This window comes from Rhodococcus sp. 4CII (assembly GCF_014256275.1).
In the GTDB taxonomy this organism is placed as follows: domain Bacteria; phylum Actinomycetota; class Actinomycetes; order Mycobacteriales; family Mycobacteriaceae; genus Rhodococcus_F; species Rhodococcus_F wratislaviensis_A.
In genome coordinates, this window is sequence record NZ_JACCFE010000002.1 from 4,401,738 (window position 1) to 4,422,205 (window position 20,468).

Annotated in this window: 19 protein-coding genes; 15 read left to right on the forward strand and 4 right to left on the reverse strand. The window is 64.5% G+C overall.

Annotated features, from left to right (window positions below):
* Both H0B43_RS41685 and H0B43_RS41690 read right to left on the reverse strand, forming a co-directional pair.
* Entirely contained in the window at positions 1-957 is a 957-nt protein-coding gene (locus tag H0B43_RS41685; RefSeq protein ID WP_312033681.1) for a helix-turn-helix domain-containing protein, read from the reverse strand.
* Positions 927-1,538 carry a PucR family transcriptional regulator ligand-binding domain-containing protein gene (locus tag H0B43_RS41690; protein ID WP_312033680.1) on the reverse strand — a complete coding sequence of 204 codons (612 nt, stop codon included), beginning with the start codon at positions 1,536-1,538 and terminating at the stop codon, positions 927-929. The genes H0B43_RS41685 and H0B43_RS41690 overlap by 31 nt, the downstream gene beginning before the upstream one ends.
* Before the next feature lie 163 nt (positions 1,539-1,701).
* Here H0B43_RS41690 and H0B43_RS21145 point away from each other — a divergent pair, with 163 nt between their 5' ends.
* Positions 1,702-3,081 (forward strand): MFS transporter, encoded by a 1,380-nt coding sequence (locus tag H0B43_RS21145; protein WP_185726161.1) that lies wholly within the window; start codon positions 1,702-1,704, stop codon positions 3,079-3,081.
* Between the two features lie 47 nt (positions 3,082-3,128).
* Positions 3,129-4,145 carry an agmatinase gene (speB, locus tag H0B43_RS21150; protein ID WP_185726160.1) on the forward strand — a complete coding sequence of 339 codons (1,017 nt, stop codon included), beginning with the start codon at positions 3,129-3,131 and terminating at the stop codon, positions 4,143-4,145.
* Positions 4,146-4,212: 67 nt separating this feature from the next.
* Here the strand turns inward: speB and H0B43_RS21155 are convergent, their stop codons facing one another.
* A complete protein-coding gene (locus H0B43_RS21155) occupies positions 4,213-4,893 on the reverse strand; it encodes a TetR/AcrR family transcriptional regulator (protein WP_185726159.1) in 681 nt (226 codons plus the stop codon).
* A 183-nt stretch (positions 4,894-5,076) separates the two neighbouring features.
* Between H0B43_RS21155 and H0B43_RS21160 the strand changes: the two genes are divergently transcribed.
* The 10 genes from H0B43_RS21160 to H0B43_RS21205 all read left to right on the forward strand — a co-directional run bounded on the left by H0B43_RS21160 (position 5,077) and on the right by H0B43_RS21205 (position 16,140).
* Positions 5,077-6,684 carry an AMP-binding protein gene (locus tag H0B43_RS21160; protein WP_185726158.1) on the forward strand — a complete coding sequence of 536 codons (1,608 nt, stop codon included), beginning with the start codon at positions 5,077-5,079 and terminating at the stop codon, positions 6,682-6,684.
* Positions 6,685-7,019: 335 nt separating this feature from the next.
* A complete protein-coding gene (locus H0B43_RS21165; protein WP_185726157.1) occupies positions 7,020-9,764 on the forward strand; it encodes a branched-chain amino acid ABC transporter permease/ATP-binding protein in 2,745 nt (914 codons plus the stop codon).
* Positions 9,761-10,504, forward strand: a complete 744-nt coding sequence (locus H0B43_RS21170; protein ID WP_213015206.1) for an ABC transporter ATP-binding protein — start codon at positions 9,761-9,763, stop codon at positions 10,502-10,504. Before H0B43_RS21165 ends, H0B43_RS21170 begins: the two co-directional genes overlap by 4 nt.
* Before the next feature lie 89 nt (positions 10,505-10,593).
* A complete protein-coding gene (locus tag H0B43_RS21175; RefSeq protein WP_185726156.1) occupies positions 10,594-11,844 on the forward strand; it encodes an ABC transporter substrate-binding protein in 1,251 nt (416 codons plus the stop codon).
* A 163-nt stretch (positions 11,845-12,007) separates the two neighbouring features.
* Complete coding sequence (locus H0B43_RS21180) at positions 12,008-12,823, forward strand: mycofactocin-coupled SDR family oxidoreductase (protein ID WP_185726151.1); 816 nt, start codon at positions 12,008-12,010, stop codon at positions 12,821-12,823.
* A gap of 40 nt (positions 12,824-12,863) precedes the next feature.
* Positions 12,864-13,472, forward strand: a complete 609-nt coding sequence (locus tag H0B43_RS21185; protein ID WP_185726155.1) for a nuclear transport factor 2 family protein — start codon at positions 12,864-12,866, stop codon at positions 13,470-13,472.
* A gap of 91 nt (positions 13,473-13,563) precedes the next feature.
* Positions 13,564-14,706, forward strand: coding sequence for an alkene reductase (locus tag H0B43_RS21190; protein WP_185726154.1), 1,143 nt, complete (start codon positions 13,564-13,566; stop codon positions 14,704-14,706).
* The gene (locus H0B43_RS21195; RefSeq protein WP_213015208.1) at positions 14,673-14,984 is read left to right on the forward strand and encodes a hypothetical protein; all 312 of its coding nucleotides are present in this window, start codon (positions 14,673-14,675) and stop codon (positions 14,982-14,984) included. Before H0B43_RS21190 ends, H0B43_RS21195 begins: the two co-directional genes overlap by 34 nt.
* Before the next feature lie 21 nt (positions 14,985-15,005).
* Positions 15,006-15,254 (forward strand): hypothetical protein, encoded by a 249-nt coding sequence (locus tag H0B43_RS21200; RefSeq protein WP_185726152.1) that lies wholly within the window; start codon positions 15,006-15,008, stop codon positions 15,252-15,254.
* A gap of 70 nt (positions 15,255-15,324) precedes the next feature.
* Positions 15,325-16,140: a mycofactocin-coupled SDR family oxidoreductase gene (locus tag H0B43_RS21205; protein WP_185726151.1), complete on the forward strand. Its 816-nt coding sequence runs from the start codon at positions 15,325-15,327 to the stop codon at positions 16,138-16,140.
* A gap of 74 nt (positions 16,141-16,214) precedes the next feature.
* Here the strand turns inward: H0B43_RS21205 and H0B43_RS21210 are convergent, their stop codons facing one another.
* Positions 16,215-16,874 (reverse strand): TetR/AcrR family transcriptional regulator, encoded by a 660-nt coding sequence (locus tag H0B43_RS21210; protein WP_185726150.1) that lies wholly within the window; start codon positions 16,872-16,874, stop codon positions 16,215-16,217.
* Between the two features lie 295 nt (positions 16,875-17,169).
* On the opposite strand from H0B43_RS21210, the gene H0B43_RS21215 reads away from it, so the two are divergent.
* The 3 genes from H0B43_RS21215 to H0B43_RS21225 are packed head-to-tail and all read left to right on the forward strand — an operon-like array spanning position 17,170 to position 20,288.
* Positions 17,170-18,090 (forward strand): hypothetical protein, encoded by a 921-nt coding sequence (locus tag H0B43_RS21215; protein ID WP_185726149.1) that lies wholly within the window; start codon positions 17,170-17,172, stop codon positions 18,088-18,090.
* 31 nt (positions 18,091-18,121) lie between these two features.
* Positions 18,122-19,258 carry an acyl-CoA dehydrogenase family protein gene (locus H0B43_RS21220; RefSeq protein WP_185726148.1) on the forward strand — a complete coding sequence of 379 codons (1,137 nt, stop codon included), beginning with the start codon at positions 18,122-18,124 and terminating at the stop codon, positions 19,256-19,258.
* Between the two features lies 1 nt (position 19,259).
* Complete coding sequence (locus H0B43_RS21225) at positions 19,260-20,288, forward strand: acyl-CoA dehydrogenase family protein (RefSeq protein ID WP_185726147.1); 1,029 nt, start codon at positions 19,260-19,262, stop codon at positions 20,286-20,288.
* The last annotated feature ends 180 nt before the right edge of the window (positions 20,289-20,468 follow it).

Sequence of the window (20,468 nt, forward strand, 5' to 3'; positions counted from 1 at the left end):
TCAGGTCGCCGGCTTGGACTCCGACCAGTCGCTGTCGCGGGTGTAGAGCAGTTCCGCGGCGCGCACGGCGAGCCAGAGCTCGGACAGTGAATTGGTGTCCGCCAGATCGCGGGACGTCAGCGCCTCGACCTTGCGGATGCGATACATGACGGTCTGCCGATGAATGTGCATCGCCTGCGCGGTCTGCTGCCATGACCGCTGGTTCTGCAGGAACGCGTCGAGCGTTTCGACGAGCCTCGAATTGTGCTGCTCGTCGTAGTCCAGGACCGGGCGCAGGATCGTGTCCACCAGGGTTTGTGCGTCGGCCACGCTCGACAGCCCGACCCATGGGACGGCGCTGCCGTACCGGGAGATCACCGTCTCGCGTCGTTCGGCGATCGACAGTGCCCACGCGGCCTCCCGGGCCGAATCCTGAAAACGCGCGAGGGAGCCGATGGTTCGGCTGATGCCGATACGGGCGGTCGGGCCCAGCGCGCGGGACAGTACCGAGTCGGTGTCCGGGCCGTCCGGCACCAGGACGTGCGCGGTACCCATACGCAGCAGGCACAGGTACGGAAGCGCGTGCCGCCACAGCGAATTGTGGAGCTCGAGCATCCGTTCCGGCTCCTCGCTGCGCGCCGCCACCAAAACGGCGGACTCGGGTTTCAAGCCGAGATCGGCTAGCTGGGCGGTGACCCCGGCAATGTCCATGCGGCCTTCGAGCATCTGAGTGAGAAGCCCTGAACCGTAACGCCGTTCGTGTTCGAGCATCAACTGTGTCTGCGATAGTTCGATGGCGACGACGGTGGCAGCGTGCTGAAGCTGGATCGGGTCGACGCCAATCCGCGGATCGCTGAGCGTGACGAGTGCGGCGCCTGCGTGGCGGGGGATGTCGGTGAGCATCGCCGCCCGGTCGTCGACCGACGGAAGTCCGTACGCGCCGCCCGTCACGTTCTTCGACGCCTCGGACAACGCCACGACGCGTCGCTGATTTCCTGGTCCAGCGGGGTCGTGCCCGGAAACCAGGGCTCCCCGGTGGCGCGGTCGCACACCTGGATCTCGCAGCCCAGTTCGCGTGCGAGTGCGGACAGAAGTGCGGCGGGCGCGGCGCCGCGGGCGGTGTGCCTGCGGATCAGGTCGTAGATCCGGACGGTGCGAGCGAGGCGATGCGACTGGTCGACGAGGGTGGCTTCGGCCACCGACCGGGAGATGGCGACGAAGGGGAGGGGATACCGGATCCACAGGACCGGGAAGCTCAGTTCGTCGCTGGTCCGCGTGAACGCTGCCGTCAGGCGCGGGCAGTACATGTTCTCGCCGATGCCCAGTCCGGCAACCCCGGCGTCCGCGAGGTGCCGTACCAGGTCGGCCTGGTCCTTCGCCGACTTCGGAAACGACATGCCGTTGGTCATCAGGAATTCGCCGCCGGTGACCCATCGCCACGGTTCGGGCAGGTCGGAGGTGTGGGTCCAGGTGACCTCGCGACCGAGCCCGGATGCCCCGGAATACACCTCCAGGCGCAGGTGCGGGATCTCCACCAGCTCACCGACGGTGACGGCCACGGAGCCTCCTCTGCGTCAATGCCCAATCATGTTTGTGCGATCGAATAAAGCGTAACCACCGGTTTTGCGCATTGGCTACTCGTGCTCCACCGGAATCGCCAGGCAGTCTGTGTTGGACGTCACAACCGGCAGCACCCGCACTTCGTCCAGTCCAGGAGCCCCAATGACTAGTACCGGTCATCTCATCGACGATGCACCGTTGACCTCCTTCCACAAGAAGCTGACAGCGTTCTCATCCGGGGGGCCGTTCATCGACGGCTTCGCGTTGTCGATCATCGGCGTAGCGCTGATCACCCTCGAACCGGCCATGGACCTCAGCGCCACCGAGATCGGTCTCATCGGAGCGGCCAGCCTGGTCGGCATCTTCGTCGGCGGCGGTGTGTTCGGGTACGTGACGGACAAGATCGGCCGGCACGTCATGTACATCGCCGACCTCGTCGCGCTCGCCGTGTTCTCCGTCCTCTCCGCGTTCTGTGGTGAGGCCTGGCAGGTCATCCTGCTGCGGTTCCTGCTGGGTGTGGCCATCGGCGCCGACTATCCGATCGCCACGTCGCTGCTCGCCGAGTTCCTGCCGAAACGGCAACGTGGTCGACTGCTGGGCGCCATGTTCGTGGTGTGGGCCGTCGGCGCGGCGGCCGCGTACGTGGTCGGCTTCCTCGCGAGGGGCCTCGGACCCGACGCGTGGCGGTTCCTGCTGGCGAGCCCGGCGATCTTCGCGATCATCACGCTGCTCGCCCGGATGGGTACTCCGGAGTCTCCCCGCTGGCTGATGAGCAAGGGGCGGATGGCGGAGGCGGACGCGTCCATCAAACTCGTCTTCGGCGAGCAGTACGGCGTCGCCGACCTTCCCGAGGAACCCGTCGTCAGCACGTCATTCTTCCGGGTGTTCCAGAAGCCCTACCTGCGACGCACCATCTTCGTGGCGATCTTCTGGACGGCCCAGGTGATCCCGCTGTTCGCGGTGTACACGTTCGCCCCCGACCTTCTCGAGTCCTTCGGGCTGTACGGCGACGCCAACCTGTACGGCGGCTCGCTTCTCATCGCGATCCTGTTCGTCGTCGGCGGCATACCCGGTCTGTGGCTGGTCGAGAAGGTCGGCCGCCGGAAGTTGCTGATCGGGTCGTTCGCGATCATCGTCGTCGCCCTCGCCGTGCCCGCGCTGATTCCCGACGTCTCGGCGAGGATCTTCTTCCTCGCACTCGCGGTGTTCGCCATCAGCTCCGGTGCCTCGAGCTTCCTCGAGGTGGTCTACCCGAACGAGTTGTTCCCCACCGAGGTACGGGCCACCGCGGTCGGTATGGGCACGGCGATCAGCCGCATCGGCTCTGCCGCAGGCACCTATCTGATGCCGATGGCGCTGGTGACGTTCGGAGCCAGTGGGGCGTTGATGATCGGCGCGGTGGTCACCCTGGTCGGACTCGTCGCCTCCATCTTCCTCGCGCCGGAAACCCGCGGCGTGTCGCTGACGGACACCGCGTCGAAAACCGAGTCAGGAGTTGCGAAATCAGCCGATCCCGGCCCGGCGCCCGTGACCCGTGCCTGACCTGAACCGACCCGACTACACCCTTCCCGAGTACAGGAGAGACAGCCATGCCCCAGCCCAGAGAAACCCTCGTCGGTGCACTGCCCGCAACCCAGGTTCCCCGCTACGCCGGCAAGGGCACGTTTGCCCGCATCGCCGACATCCACGAGGTCGACGACTACGACATCGCGATCCTCGGCGTGCCCTTCGACGGCGGCACGTCCTACCGGCCCGGCGCCCGGTTCGGCCCAATGGCCGTCCGGCAGGCGGCGCGGGCACTGCGCCCCGGCTATCACGTCGAACTCGGTGTCGCACCGCTCGAAGAAGTGCAGGTAGTCGACGCCGGCGACGTGACGGTGACGCCGTACGACATCGGTGAGGCCTGCCGGCAGATCGAGGCGCACGCCGACGAGATTCTCGGTGGCGGCGACCGCAAGATCGTCTCGATCGGCGGCGACCACACGATCGCCCTGCCGAATCTGCGGGCGCTGCGCGCCAAGCACGGACCGATTGCCCTGGTACATTTCGACGCTCACCTCGACACCTGGGACACCTACTTCAACGCACCGGTGACGCACGGGACGATCTTCCGGCGCGCGTTCGAAGAGGGTCTTCTGGTCGAGGACCACTCCATTCACGTCGGAATCCGCGGTCCGATCTACGACCAGGCCGACCTGAACGACGACGCTCGGATGGGATTCCGGATCATCCGCGCGGGCGATCTGGACGTGATGGGCACCGAGGCGGCCGTCGACGTGGTCCGCCGACGCGTCGCTGACGTCCCGGTGTACGTGTCGATCGACATCGACGTCCTCGACCCCGCATTCGCCCCCGGAACGGGCACGCCGGAAGCGGGCGGACTGACATCCCGCGAACTGCTTCGGATGCTGCGTCAGCTGACCGGGCTCAACGTCGTCGGCGCAGACGTCGTCGAGGTGGCCCCGGCCTACGATCATGCCGAGATCACCTGTGTCGCAGCGGCCACCGTGGTGTTCGACCTCGTGTCGCTCATGGTCGCGGGTTCACAGCGCGACACCGTGGCCGCGGCGGCCGAGGCCATCGGCACGTCGGCTCTCGGTTACTGAACATCCAGACGGAGCGGTGCCCCGGCGACGGGCACCGCTTTCTGTCGTCAGTGGTACCGGCCGTCTCTCAACCGGTCGGCTTCGTCCGTCGAGTCGGCGCATCGGCCTCGGCGCCCGGGTCCGGAAGGACGATCAGGCGTACGGCTTCCTGTGCGATCGATTCGCTGGTGTACTTCTCGCGGCTGCTGTACCAACGCGAGACCCAGTTGACCATTCCGAGGATGAGTCTGGTGGCCACCACGGGATCATCGGCGCGTAGGTGGCCGCCCTCGATGGCGCGCTCGACCGTTCTCGTCCACAGTCGTTCGTACCCACTGGCCCATTTGCGCCATCTCTCGTAGGTTTCGGCCGGCAATCCGATCCCGAAGTACACACCCGCGTACTCGCGCATGCGGATGGATGCATCCACCTGAAAAGAGATGAGAGCGATGAGCGCCTCGCGGGGATCTTTGACCTTTCGCATCAACTTGCGGGCCTCGACCTCGACGTTGCGGGCGCTGCGTTCGAACAGCAGTGTGTGCAGGTCGTCCATCGAGCGGACGGTTCGGTAGAGGGTTGCGCGTGACAGGCCGAGTTCTTCCGCCACGGACTCGATGGACACCGCGTCGTAGCCCTTCTCGGCGTACAACTTGGCCGCGACGTCCGCGACGACATCCAGGTCGATGACGCGCCGTGGACGCCCCACCGGGCGTTTGCCGCCGTCTGCTTCGGCGACAGCCTCGGTCGTCCTCGCATTTTTCCCCGGCATCGTGCCTCCACATCGCATCGGATATCGGGTCCACGATACGAGATCATGCGAAGTTCGACGCCGATCCCGGGACGGGGCACCCCGGCGCAGGGGTGGAACCCGAGGTTGACGACAGTTTGTCATTTTGAGATAGTTCATTTCGTAATCCTCGGGGCATCGGCCCGCAGCGCACACGGAGGTCTTATGCAGGCGTCTTGGCAGGGGATCAGGCATATTTCGGTCACCGAAATCCTGGCGGAGCTGGTCTCGGCGAAGCCCGGCGGCGTGTTCGCCAAGTTCGGTGGTTGGGCTCCCACGTACGCCGAGATCGACGCCCGGGCGAAAGAACTTGCCGGTCAGCTGCACGCGCTGGGCGCGCTTCCGGGAGACCGGATCGCCACGCTGGCGCCGAATCGATACGAACTACTCGAACTCTTCGTCGGTATCGCCGAGATGGGCGGCATCCAGGTTCCGCTCAATCCCTACCTGAAGGGTGAGTTTCTCAGCCACCAACTGCGAGATTCCGCAGCCGGAATCGTGGTCACCGATGGGCCGGGCTGGCGCGCGCTACGGCCACTGCTCCCCGAGGTGCCGTCGATCCGAGCGGTCGTGCTGTTCGACGACGTGGACGACCGTTCCGCCGACATTCCCGCCGTGCTCTACCGGGAGATGCCGCACGGGATCGCGCCCTCGGTCGACGTGGGCCCCGAATCGACGATGGCGATCATGTACACGTCCGGCACCACCGGGCAGCCGAAGGGGTGCGTCCTCTCGCACGGCTACTACGCACGGGCCGGCCAGACCATCGCAGAGGTCATGAGGCTGACCGAGGACGATGTCTTCCTGACCCCGCTGCCGCTGTTCCACGCGGGCGGCCAACTGGCGTCGATCATGCCGTCCTTGATCGCCGGTATTCCCGTCGTGGTGGTGCCGGCTTTCAGCGCCGGCGGATTCTTCGAGACCGCCACCGAGGCCGGTGCCACCGTCGCCAACGCGGTGGGTGCGATGGGCATGATGCTGCTCCGTACGCCACCGGGCAGGTACGACAAGGCACACAAGCTCCGGCTGTTCAACGTGTCGCCACTGGCGTCGACGTATCACCCGGAATTCCGGGAACGATTCGGTGTCGACCCCTGGACCGAGTCGTACGGCCAGACCGAATGCGTGTTCCAGACCCTGAACTCCCCGTACGGTCGGCGCGACCGGGACAGCAACGGTAAACCGCTGCGAGATCTGGAGATCGCGTTGCTCGACGACCGGGGGCAGCCGGTGCCGCAGGGCGAGGTGGGCGAGATCTGCGTACGTCCGCGGCACCGCTTCGCGATGTTCGACGAATACTGGGGGCGCCCGGAAGACACCCTGGAGGCATTCGAGGGATTGTGGTTCCACACCGGCGACTTCGGCACGATCCGCGAGTCCGGTGCGCTCCGCTTCGTCGACCGCAAGAAGGATGCGCTCCGGGTGCGCGGCGAGAACGTGTCGAGTCTCGAACTCGAGGCGGCGCTGTGTCGCCATCCCGCCGTCGTCGAGGCCGCAGTGCACGCCGTGCAATCCGAACTGGGGGAGGACGACATCAAGGCGTGCTTGGTCGTGCGGGAGGGCGAGACGATCGAACCGCCCGGTCTGTTCGAATGGATGCAGGACCACGTTCCGTACTTCGCAGTACCGAGGTATGTCGAGATCGTCGCCGAGCTTCCGAGGAACCAGGTCGATCGGATACAGAAGCACCTGTTACGTGAGCGCGGAGTGACCGCAGAAACCTGGGACCACCGCGTACTCGGGCTGACCATCGCCCCGGCCGTGCGCCGCTGAGGGCCGCCGATCGCGTGATCGGTTGGTTTGCAACCGAACTGGGTCGCGGGGATCTGTCATGCGCGGGTCTCACGATCTGCCTGGTGACGCCGGCCTCGCGGAACTCACGACGCACGGTGCGGCACTGCCGTGCGTGCGGACCCTGCGCGTAAAGTCGTTGCGATTCAAGCGTGCCGGGGCCAATTGAAGTGCGGAAATGATCAGGAAACTAATTTGCGACGATAAGTCTTGCAATTACCGACCGCTGGTCATAGAGTGGGTCACGTCACACCGACCCAGCTTCGACGGCAACTCTGGCCCGAAGGCATGCGGTCTCGGAACCCCCTAGGAGAGGCATGTCGAGTTTATTGCCGTTCGTGATTGCCGGGCTGACGCTCGGTGCGGTATATGGCCTGGCCGGCGTGGGTCTCGTCCTGACCTACAAGACATCCGGTGTCTTCAACTTCGCCCACGGCGCGTTGGCCACCGTCGCCGCGTACTCGTTCTATTCGCTGCACATCACGATGAAACTGCCGTGGCAGATGGCCGCCGCGATCGCCGTCTTCGTGATCGGCCCACTGCTGGGCCTGGCGATGGAGCTGCTGGCGAGACGGATCCAGTCGACGAGCCTGCCCTTGCAGGTCGCCGCCACCGTCGGTGTCCTCCTGGCGATCGGGGCTTCCGCCCAGCTGATCTACGGAACGGACCAGCTCCTGATCGTGCGTAAGTTCCTCGGAACGGACACTTTCAAGCTGGGCGGCACGACGATTCTCATCGCCGACGTCATCACCTGCGGTGTGGCTCTGCTCGCGACCATAGGGCTATCTGTGTACTTCAGAGTGACCCGGCGCGGCATCGCAATGCGCGCCGTCGTCGACAACCCTGAGCTGCTCGACGTCGTCGGTATGAGCCCGGCCCTGACCCGTCGGATCGCGTGGGTCATCGGCGGTGTGTTCACCGCGGTCAGCGGAGTGTTGTTCGCGCCGCTGCTGCCACTCGACGCCGTCCAACTTACGTTCCTGGTCGTCTCCGCGTTCGGTGCGGCCGCGTTGGGAGCCTTCTCGAACCTGTGGGTCACCTTCCTCGGCGGTCTGGTGATCGGTGTACTCGCCTCGCTGTCCACCAAATGGTTCACCGACGGAATTCTCGCCGGAATCCCTGCGGCGCTTCCGTTCCTCGTCCTCTTCGTCGTGCTGCTGGTCTTCCCGAAGCGCGCCCTGTCGGTTCCGGCGTTCACGATCCCGCGTCCACGTCCGGTCTGGGCGGCACCGATGCGCATGCATGTCGTTGCCGGCGTCGTTCTCACCTTGGTCTTTGCGGTCGTGCCCGCGTTCGCCAGCGTGTACCTGACGGCATGGACGACCACGCTGGCCCTGATCATCGTGTTCCTGTCCCTGGTTCTGTTGGTCCGAACCGCTGGCCAGGTCTCACTCAGCCACGTCGGGTTCATGGCAGTCGGAGCGGTCGCCTTCTCTCAGATCGGGCTGAACTCCGGGTTGCCGTGGATCGTTTCCCTGATTCTCGCGGGACTCGTGGCAGTCCCGATCGGAGCGATCCTGGCCATTCCCGCGAGTCGACTTGGCGGCCTGTACCTCGCCCTTGCGACATTCGGCTTCGCGGTCCTGCTGCAGGAAATGTTCTACACGCAAAGCTTCATGTTCGGCGCGAGCGTCGCCACCCTGAACGTCCCCCGGCCGGAACTTGCCTTCTTTCAGTCCGACACCGGTTATTACTACGTGGTTCTCGCGCTCGTCGTGGTGACCGCGATGGCCGTCATGGCACTCAACATCGGCCGCCTCGGCAAGCTGCTGCGAGCGATGTCGGACTCGCCGACCGCACTCGCGACGAGCGGCGCGTCCGTCAATGTCACACGCGTCCTCGTGTTCTGCCTGTCGGCGTTCCTCGCCGGTGTCGGTGGCGCGCTCGTCGGGGCCGCGCAGACGTCGATCTCGGCGATCTCCTACCCGCCGATGCTGTCGCTGACCTTCTTCGTTCTGATCATGATCAATGTGGGCGGAATGCCCTGGAGCGCAGTCATGGCTGCGATCGGTATGACCCTCGTCCCTGCCTATATTCATGGCGAGACCGTCAACATCGTCTTCCAGTTGCTGTTCGGCATTTTCGCAGTTGTCGTTGCTGTGCAACCGAATTCGTCGGGCGGAGCCCCGGTCGTAGTACAACGCGTCGTCGACCGGATTTTCGGTTCGCGCGGTAACCACGCGAAGAAGTCGAAGGTCCCGGTCGCGGCGGTCCGGCGCGGGCGCGTGCCACAGGGTGAGCTGACGGTAGAAGATCTGCGCGTCCAGTTCGGTGGAATCGTCGCCGTCGACGGCCTCGGGTTCTCCGCGCCGACCGGAACCGTCACCGGACTGATCGGTCCCAACGGCGCGGGCAAGACCACCACGTTCAACGCCTGTTCGGGCCTCAACCAGCCCGCCCGCGGCAGGGTCCTGCTGAACGGCAAGGACGTCTCTCGTCTGGGTCCAGCCGCCCGGGCCCGGCTGGGCCTCGGACGAACCTTCCAACGAATGCAGCTGCTGGACTCGCTGACGGTGCGCGAGAACGTTGCAATCGGTCTCGAGGCCGCGCTCGCCGGTGCCAACCCGATCAAGCACTTTCTGCCCAAGCGCGGAGAGCACGCGCTCGTCGATGCGAGGACCGAGGAAGCCCTCGCGCTGTGCGAGCTGACCGATCTCGCGGACACGCCTGCCGCGTCCCTGTCGACCGGTCAGCGCAGGCTGGTCGAACTGGCGCGGTGTCTGGTGGGTGATTTCCGAATCCTGCTCCTCGACGAGCCGTCGTCCGGCCTGGATCGGGCGGAGACTGAACGGTTCGGCGAGATCCTGCGTCGCGTCGTCGAGGAAAGAGGGGTCGGCATTCTCCTCGTCGAACACGACATGGCCCTGGTCCTCGATGTCTGCGAGACCCTCCACGTCCTCGACTTCGGCAAGCACATCTTCTCCGGCACCGCTCGGGAAGCTATGCAGTCCCCGATCGTCCAGAGCGCCTACCTCGGGGAAGACCACGACTTCGAGAAGGCCGTCGCAGACGAACTCGACGACATGGCAGTGAAGCTGCCGGAAGGTGTTCCCGCGTCATGACCAACGACAACACCGTTCCCGCGATGGAACTGAAGAACCTCACGGCGGGCTACACCGGGGCACCGGTCCTGCAAAACGTGAACATCACCGTCCCGCCGAGCACTGTCGTGGCTCTGCTCGGACCCAACGGCGCAGGTAAGACAACTCTGCTGCGCACCGCCGGAGGCCTGCTCGAGCCCAGAGAAGGCACTGTCACCGTGGCCGGCAAAGACGTCACCGCGGACCGCCCCCATCGACGCGCAGCAGCGGGCCTGTGTCTGGTCCCGGAGGGCCGGGGCGTCTTCCCGCGTCTGACGGTGAAGGAGAACCTGGCCTTGTTCGCACCCGCCGGCCACAAGCAGGAGGGCATCGACGTCGCGGTCGAGGCCTTCCCCGCCCTCGGTCGGCGGCTCCACCAGGATGCAGGCAAGATGTCCGGCGGTGAGCAGCAGATGCTCGCGTTGTCCCGCTGCTTCATGACGAATCCGGAAGTTGTCCTCCTCGACGAGGTGTCCATGGGGCTCGCGCCCCTCGTCGTGGAGCAGATATTCGAAGCACTGCGCGCGCTTGCCGCGACGGGTACTTCGTTGCTGCTGGTCGAGCAGTACATCGGCCAAGCACTGGCCTTCGCGGACCATCTCTACCTGTTGGAGCGGGGCGAGATCGTGTTCTCGGGGTCACCGGAAGAGATAGACGAAGACGAGCTGGCACAGAAATACCTCCACGTCGAGGCTTCCTCCGACCACACACTCAGCGTGTGAGGCCTGCTCGGTGCCCCAATACTTTCCACCGATACCCCTCGAAAAAACCCGTCAGCGGGTCCCCGGACACCGCGTCTCCAAGGAGTGACATGCGCACGTGGAAGAAAGCACTGACCGTGGCCGGCAGCGTGGCCGCCCTGGCCGTCGTAACCGGCTGCAGTGGAGCGTCGTCGGCGGGAACCGACCCCGTCAGCACCGTATCGGGCGATCCGATCCGCATCGGATTCGTGTGTAGCTGTTCGGGCCCGCAGTCCGATTCGCTCGGCGCGACGGACGATGTCGCCCTGGCGTGGGTCAAGGCCACCAATGCCAACGGAGGTATCAACGGCCACCCGGTCGAGCTTGTCGTAAAGGACGACGGTCTCGATCCCACTCGTTCGCTGCAGGCGGTCAAGGAACTCGTGGAGGTCGACAAGGTCGTTGCGATCGTCGGCGAAGCCAGTCCTGTCGCCGATTCATGGGTGAACTACGTTGATTCCCAGAAGATCCCGATCGTCGGTGGCTTGTCGTTCACGCCCGCCTTCCAGACGAGTCCCAATTTCTACGCATCCGGTCCGTCGCTGGCAGTGCAGGAATTCGTGGTCTACAAGATGGCGAAGGAAACGGGCGGGACGAATCTTGGCTTCCTCTACTGCGGAGAATCTCCCGCATGCAAGGACTCTGAAGGACTGGCGGGGAGAATCGCCGATCATTTCGGCCTGGGATTCTCGTCGCTGCAGATCTCGAGCACGGCTCCCAATTTCACGGCCCAATGCATTCAGATGAAGGATAAGGGCGTCGATGTTCTGAAGGTTCTGGGAACGTCACCGGTGCAGTCCAGGGTAATGGAGAGCTGCCGTCAGCAGGGCTATGAACCCGCCACGATCTCCACGGCCGGTGGCATTTCGGACGATTGGTTCTCCGATCCCAACTTTGAGGGCAGACTTACCTCGTCACCGGCCGCGAACTACACCGACGAGAGTATCCCCGCCGTCAAGGCGTACCTCGACGCGGTCGACCAGCAGTTGCCCGATCTGCGTGGCACCAGTCAGTTCAGTCAGACGAATTCTCTGGTGTGGGTCGGATTCGAGCTGTTCGAGGCGGCTGCCAAGGCGGCCAACCTCGGCCCGACCTCGACACCGGATACCGTCCGCCAGGGCCTGTACGCCTTGAAGGACGAGACCCTTGGTGGTCTCTCCATCCCGCTCAATTTCACAGAGGGCACCCCGGCAAACATCCCGTGCTACTTCACGTTCGAAGTCAAGGACGGTGAACTCACGTCCCCCGACGGCCCGGGCTACAAGTGCCTCAGTGACGACGAAGTGGCGACCCTCGGACGCCTCAATCAGAAGACCGCTTGATTCCGGCAAGGAGTGAGTGAAACGCAGGTCGTGTCTCAGGGCATCACGCAGGATGTCTGTCTGGCGCTGCTGGTCGACAACGCCCATACCGCTATCGCCGGCCTGCGGTCCGGTCACTCTTCTTGCCCGACCGAAATGAATTCGAGAATTGTGGAGAATGTTGATGAGTCAGCGCTTGCAAGGAAAAGTTGTTTTCGTGACCGGTGTCGCCCGCGGTCAGGGTAGGGCGATCGCGGTTCGCGCGGCCCAGGAGGGTGCTGACGTCATCGGCATCGACGTCGCCGATCACCTGCCCGGTGTTCCGTACGATTCGGCGACGCTCGAGGATCTGAAGGAGACGCGTTCGCTGGTCGAGGCCACCGGGCGCCGGGCGCTGATCGAGCAGGGCGATGTCCGGGACCTGGAGTTCATGACCTCGCTCGTCGACCGGGGTGTGGAGGAGTTCGGCCGGTTGGACGGAATCGTCGCCAATGCGGGAATTTGTATCCCGAACACGTGGGACGCGACGACGCCCGAGGAGTTCCGTGACACGATGGACATCAACGTCACGGGTGTCTGGCACACCGTGATGGCCGGTGCCAAGCACCTCGTCGATGCGGGCGGCGGTTCCATCGTCATGACCAGTTCGTACGCCGGGGTCAAGATTCAGCCGTTCATGGTTCCCTACACGGCGAGCAAGCACGCGGTCACCGGGATGGCGCGCGCCTTCGCCGCCGAATTGGGCAAGCACAATATCCGGGTGAACAGCATCCATCCGGGCGCTGTCGAAACCCCGATGGGCTCGGGTGACATGCAGCAGCGAATTGCTCAGGTGGAGCAGACCAATCCGCCGCTGGGCCTGATGGCGACCGCATTTCTGCCGGACCGCCGCATCGACGTGGACGATATCGCGGATCTGGTGCTCTTCCTGGTGTCGGACGACTCGAAGAAGATCACGTCCGAGCACATCAGTATCGATGCGGGCGCGCACTCCTACTGAATCTCGCACGGCCACTGTACGAATCAATCGAGGAGCAAGCATGAACTCGCGCACATCAGCCACGTCCTGTGAGACGCTCGAGAGTCGCCTCGAACGTGTCGAGGCACACTTCGACATTCAACAGCTCGCGGTTCGATACGCGCGGTCGGTCGATGCGCGCGACATCGATGCGCTCGCCGCGCTCTACTCGCCCAGTGCCGACTACACCCGTTTCGGATTCTCGGACGCTCTGGGCCCTGAGGGTGTACGCGCCATGTTCGACAGCGACGATGTCCTGACCAGGTTCTACCGCAGCATGCATCAGATCTGCGGTCACGTTGTGGATCTTGTCGACAGCGACCACGCCGAGGGCACCGTCTACTGTCGCGTAGAGCACGAAGACGGGGACGATTGGATCGTCCAGTTGATGGTGTATTTCGACCGCTATATTCGCGTCGACGGCCGCTGGCTCTTCGATGATCGTCAAATGGCCTATCTTCACACTGGCGACCCTCGGCAGTCGCCTCAGGACGCCGGCTTCGTATCCTGGCCGAGCCGACCCGACGCGCACTCCCGATTCCGCCCCACCTTGCCCCACCGCTGGAAGACCTGGGACGAATTCTGGAGTCGCCATCGTGACCAGGTTGCGAAGCGTACGTCTATGTCCTGAATCAACTTGGTAGGCGCAGCTACCCATTGAATCGAGCGGAACATTCCGGAGGCTCGATCCTGGCTCCAGGCGTTCCGCCCGCTACGAAAGGATGCACACGTTGTCGACACCGCTGCTCAGTCCACTACGCATCGGCAGGGTTCGCGCTCGGAATCGAGTCTTCATGGCACCCTGCACGCGTCACCGTGCTGACATCGACCAGGTGCCGACGTCGGTAATGGCGACCTACTACGCCCAGCGCGCGTCCGCCGGGCTGATCATCACGGAGGGTGTGAATCCGTCTCCACATGGGCGGGGATACTACAACGTGCCCGCCCTTTACACCGATGAACACGAGCGGGGATGGGTACCTGTCACCGATGCCGTGCACGACGCCGGTGGGCTGATCTTTGCCCAGCTGATGCACGTCGGTCGAATATCGTTCCCTGAACTATTGCCGGGTGGGGTGAACCCGATCGCCCCTTCGGCGGTGCAACCAGACCCGGCATTTCGTGGCTATCCGATCAGGTGCCCACGGCACGATCGGCCATTCCCTGTACCCGAAGCGCTCGACACGGCAGGAATCTCGAGGGAAGTCGGCTTCTTCAGGGAGGCGACCATCCGGGCAATGCGTGCAGGATTCGACGGAATCCAGATCCACGCCGCGAGTGGCTATCTGCCCATGCAATTCTTGTCGTCCAACGCCAACGAGCGAACGGACGCCTACGGAGGATCAATCGCGAATCGCTCGCGGTTCCTGCTCGAGTGCCTCGAAGCTGCCGCTGAGATCGCTGGTCCAGAGACGGTCGCCGTAAAGCTGTCGCCAGGTTTCAACTTCAACGACGTTCGCAACGAAGACACCCAGGAGCTGTATGCGTACCTGTCAAGCCGCCTGAATACGATGGGGCTCGCGTTTGTCGAGGTCGCGGACTATCGCGGATCGCACTCGGAGATACCCCGGCTCGACCCGATTGCGCTGATCAGAGCCCACTACTCGGGCGCGCTCGTCGCCAACGGCGGGTTCGATAGAGAATCAGCCGAGTCGCTACTCGAACTCGGGGGAGCCGACGCGGTGAGCTTCGGCGCTTCGTTCATCGCCAATCCGGATCTCCCGGAGCGCTTCCGTACCCGTGCGCCACTAAATGCACCGGACCGTGCGTCGTTCTACGTTTCTCCGACGGGTGACCTGTCCACAGGGTATATCGACTATCCCTCCCTTCATTGGACGCCGGGCAGCTCTGCGGCGGTTTCTTGACGGACCAGTTGTTCGAGGCCGCCGCGAAGGCTGGCAACGTCGGTCCGACGTCGACGCCGGACGATGTGCGAAAAGGTCTGTACGCTCTGAAGGATGAAACGCTCGGCGGTTTCTCCATCCCGCTCAATTTCACAGAGGGCACCCCGGCAAACATCCCGTGCTACTTCACGTTCGAAGTCAAGGACGGTGAACTGACGTCCCCCGACGGCCCGGGCTACAAGTGCCTCAGTGACGACGAGGTGGCCAACCTCCAGCGGCTGAACCAGCCGAATACGTAACCGATCCAAGGAGTGAGTGAAATGCAGGTCGTGAATCAGGGCATCACGCAGGATGTCTCTCTGGCGGTGCTGCTCGACAATGCCCGTACAGCGATCGCGGCGGCTCGGGATGCCGGCCTCGACATCCAGAGCATCGGCATCAGCCCTGCCGACTTCGAAGCGGTCCGGGAGGCGAAGGAGTTCGAGCTGCGGGTCGGTGTTCCGCTGCGGCTCTTCGGTATCGCCATCGAATCCGACGACGAGGTCGGTCTGGGCGCGGTGCGCCTGTAATTCGCCGGCCTGCGGTCCGGTCACTCTTCTTGCCCGACCGAAATGAATTCGAGAATTGTGGAGAATGTTGATGAGTCAGCGCTTGCAAGGAAAAGTTGTTTTCGTGACCGGTGTCGCCCGCGGTCAGGGTAGGGCGATCGCGGTTCGCGCGGCCCAGGAGGGTGCTGACGTCATCGGCATCGACGTCGCCGATCACCTGCCCGGTGTTCCGTACGATTCGGCGACGCTCGAGGATCTGAAGGAGACGCGTTCGCTGGTCGAGGCCACCGGGCGCCGGGCGCTGATCGAGCAGGGCGATGTCCGGGACCTGGAGTTCATGACCTCGCTCGTCGACCGGGGTGTGGAGGAGTTCGGCCGGTTGGACGGAATCGTCGCCAATGCGGGAATTTGTATCCCGAACACGTGGGACGCGACGACGCCCGAGGAGTTCCGTGACACGATGGACATCAACGTCACGGGTGTCTGGCACACCGTGATGGCCGGTGCCAAGCACCTCGTCGATGCGGGCGGCGGTTCCATCGTCATGACCAGTTCGTACGCCGGGGTCAAGATTCAGCCGTTCATGGTTCCCTACACGGCGAGCAAGCACGCGGTCACCGGGATGGCGCGCGCCTTCGCCGCCGAATTGGGCAAGCACAATATCCGGGTGAACAGCATCCATCCGGGCGCTGTCGAAACCCCGATGGGCTCGGGTGACATGCAGCAGCGAATTGCTCAGGTGGAGCAGACCAATCCGCCGCTGGGCCTGATGGCGACCGCATTTCTGCCGGACCGCCGCATCGACGTGGACGATATCGCGGATCTGGTGCTCTTCCTGGTGTCGGACGACTCGAAGAAGATCACGTCCGAGCACATCAGTATCGATGCGGGCGCGCACTCCTACTGAGCCGGCCGTTCAGCGGAGGCCCTCGATATCACGGACATCCGTTGGTATCGAGGGCCTCTTCTCGTTCCCGGCGGTCAGGATGCGGAGGAATCGGGCCTCGGTCCGCTCCAGTTGGGGAGCACGAGTTTGATCGCCGCGTTCGCGATGTCGTCCGGTGTCGGTCCGCTCGTCGAGCTGTACCAGCGGGACACCCAGTTGACCATGCCCAGGATCAACCGCGTGGTGGTTCTGACGTCGTCGCTCTCTAGGTAGCCGGCGTCGACCGCGCTCCTGACCGCCTCGGTCCAGAGTTGCTCGTACCCGCCGGCCCACGAGCGCCACTTGTCGTATACCTCGGGGGACAGCCCCCAGCCGAAGTAGACGCCTACGTAGTTCCTCATCCGGACCGATGCGTCGATCTGGAAACGGATGAGGGCGATCAGGGCGGTTCCCGGCTCGTCGTGTGCGCTCAGGATCTTGCCTGCACTGTTCTCGACCGTCGACAGAATGCGTTCGAGGAGGATGTTGTGCAACTCGTTTAAGGATCGCACCGTCCGGTACAGGGTCGCGCGGGACACCTCCAGCCCTTCAGCGACGGCCTCGATGGACACCGCGTCGAAGCCGTGCTCGTCGTAGAGTCGAATGGCGACGGCAGCGACCTCGTCCGGGTCTATCCGGAGTTTCGGGCGCCCGACCGGACGTTTCGCTGGAGACTTCCGATCGGTGGATCGGCCACCTGTCGTTGTTCGAGTCATACGTACTCTCCTGGTATCGGCAAGGTCTGAGGTGCGCGCCGCTCTTGTTCGGCAAAGCCGCCACATGTTCGACACCGGCGGTTGGGTAGCAATTCGATGTTCGCCAGCTTAGTTGCCGGCGCGGGACGGTACCAGTGCCCGAGCGTGTTTACCGAGAGCGCTTTCCGCTCAACTGTTCTCCGTATGTGCGAGCAGGTGCGATCCGGAATGAATTGCCACGGGGAGTTCCGCCTGCAACAGTTATGGCATAAGCTGTCTCAATATAAAGACGTTGACATGAAAGGAGGTCGGGTCCTTGTACGACGCACTTGTGTCAGCCGACATCGTGACCGACGATCCGGACGGAGCGGCCGCGGCCCTCGTGGAGCTACTGGGCCTGCCCGCACCGAGGCCGAATGCCTTCCTCGAACCCGAGGGGCACGGCTTTCGGGCGGCGTGGTTGCGGATGCAACCGTCGATGAGGTCGGCGCCGACCCGTATCGAACTGATCGGTGCACGCCCACGGACCGCGCCACACGACTACGTGGAGGAGCGCATCGACGCCCAGGGCAACCGCCCGGTCCGCACGCACGCGACAGTACTCGCGGGCGACGTCGAGGCCGTGATGAAGCACCTCCGGACGAACGACGTGCGGCATCGGGTCACCCCGGTGAGCGAGGACTTCGACTTCCCCCGGGTGTGGATCGGCGTCACGGCCGACGACCCCCTGGGATACGACGCCGACGTCGACGCCGGTCTGTGGATCGAGGTCGTGCCCACATCGAGTTCGGGTGTGCCCGCAGTGCCCGCCGAGGACGGTGCCGGTGACGGCCCGGGTGTGCGCAGGATCAGGGCCCGGAGGTTTCTGGTCGACGACGTCGACGTCGCGGTGCGGGCACTCGACGCGAACCTCGGCCTCGTGGCCACCTCGGTCAGCACGCACGAGTACGGAGTCAGCGCGACCTACGAGTTGGGGAATCCGCTCAGTGCGGCGCTCGAACTGTGCCAAGCGCGCCCGGACTCCGAGCTCGGCGCGTTCCATCGCGAGTGGGGCCCGGGGCCGCACGCCATCGTCCTCGAAGTCGGCGACCTCGACTACATGGAGACGGTGCTAGCCGATCGCGGTATCACGGGTGTCACCTCGACGAACGCGGACGGGGAGCGGATCCGTCGCCTCGACCCGTCGTCGACGCTGGGTGTCCCGTTCGAGCTGGTCGAACCCCGAGCGCACCCCTGACCTGTAACCAATTCAAATCAAAGGCGGCAAAATGAATCTCGAGGAATCCTCGTCCGACCACGAATTCCGGATGGAGGCGCGCGACTGGCTGCGGACGAATCGTCCGGCCGAACGGTTGCCGTCTCCCGATACCGAGCGTGGCTTCGCTCTCAACCGCGAGTGGGAACGGACGCTCTTCGAGGCGGGGTGGGCTGCGGTGTCCTGGCCCGAAGAGTACGGCGGCCGCGGTCTCGGCCTGTGGGAGTGGATGATCTTCGAGGAAGAGTACTTCGCGGCGGGGTTGGGCCCGCGGGCCGCTCAGAACGGGCTGTTCCTCCTGGCGCCGTCATTGTTCGAGTTCGGCACCGACGCGCAAAAGGCCCAACTGCTGCCCCGCATCGCGGGGGTCGAGGACATGTGGGCGCAGGGCTGGTCGGAACCCGAGGCGGGCAGCGACCTCGCCGCTGTGCGGGTACGGGCGGACCGGGACGAGGCGGCCGGCGGCTGGCGGGTCAACGGTCAGAAGACCTGGAGCACGCGCGCCCCGTTCTGCAACCGTCTCTTCGCGCTGGTCCGAACCGATCCGGAGTCCACGCGCCACCGCGGCCTGTCGTACCTGTTGATCGATCTGGATGCCCCCGGCGTCACGGTTCGTCCGGTGCAGAAGCTGGGCAACGAGACCGGCTTCGGCGAGATCTTCTTCGATGACGTCTTCGTTCCCGACTCCGAGGTGCTCGGCGGGGTCGGCAACGGCTGGAAGGTCGCGATGGCGACGACGGGTTCCGAGCGTGGGCTGATCCTGCGCTCGCCCGGCCGGTTCATGGCTGCGGCCCAGAATCTCGTCGATCTGTACGCCTCCGTCGACGGACCTTCGTCGACCCTGAAGCGGGACGTCGTCGACGCGTGGATCTCGGCTCAGGCCTACCGGTACAACTCGATGAAGACTGTCACCCGGATAGCGGAGGGCGGCAAGGTCGGAGCCGAATCGAGTGGCAACAAGGTGTTCTGGTCGGAGATGGACGTGCACATGCACGAGACGGCGCTCGACCTGCTCGGTGACGGTGCCGAGATCGACGGAAAGTGGTGGCACGGGTTCATTACGTCGATGGCAACGCCGATCTTTGCAGGAACCAACGAGATTCAGCGCAACATCGTCGCTGAGCGTGTACTTGGAATGCCGAGGAGCTGACATGCGTTTCACACCGACCGAGGATCAGATCGCCTTCGCGGAGGCGACGAGAAGTTTTGTGTCACGGGAGTGCCGGCCCGACGTGGTCCGTGCAGCGTGGGCCACCGGGCGGACGCCTGCTGCCCTGTGGGACGGGCTCGACGGGCTCGGCCTGCTGGCGCTGCTCGCGCCGGAGGAACTCGGTGGCGGTGGTAGCGAACTGGAGCTGACGTCGGCATTCGAGGAACTGGGCCGGGCCGCCGTGCCCGGGCCTGTCGTCGAGCACGCTGCCGTCGCTGTGCCGCTGCTCGCCGCACTGGCTCCGGACCGGCTCGCGGATTCCGCAGCGATGAGCGGAGGCCTCACTGCGACCGTCTCGGACGTCGTTCCGTACCTCGGCGCCGGGCACGCGCTCGTTCTGGAATCGGATCGCATCCGGCTCGTCGATCTGAACGGTATCGAACCGCAGGAATCGATGGACTCGTCACGGGCGGTCGGACGCCTCGACCGGTCGCGGATCGACACGGCCGAGGTCCTCGCGCAGGGCCCCGGGGTGGCCGCCCACATCGCGCGCGCGGAGGATCGTGCAGCGCTTATGACGGCCTCTTTCCTGCTGGGACTGTCCGCGAGGGCGATCGAGATCACCGTCGAGTACACCTCGAGCAGGAGACAATTCGGTTCCCCGGTCGGAACCTTCCAGGCGGTCAAGCATCATATGGCGAATGCGCACATCGCGGTCGAGATGGCCCGCCCGGTAGCGGAAGCGGCTGCCTGGGCGATGGCGACGGACGCCGACGACTCCCGTCGCGTCTGTTCGATGGCGAAGGTGATGGCGAACAAGGCTGCCCGCCGAACAGCCAAGGCGGCCTTGCAGTGCCACGGTGCCATCGGGTACACGATGGAAGCAGATCTCCACCTGTACCTGATGCGGATCTGGAGCCTGCTCAATGCCTGGGGGACAACCGAGTTCCACTCGGACAGAGTGTTCGACGCCTTGGGTGATGTCGAGTCGGATTTCAATCGCACTCGGCAGGCGAGCCTTGTCGGCTGAACCGCGGTCGGGGCCGATCTCAGGATCGGCCCAACCAGTATTTCTTATGTAATCGACTGGGGCAAAGTTTATTTAACGCCTCTACCCATGTCTTCCAGTATTAAGACTAATAAGCTCGAAATTGTGTGGCGGAGCTCATGCCACGGTCCCGGAACGATGTGTCGTGTCCGACGGGGCACG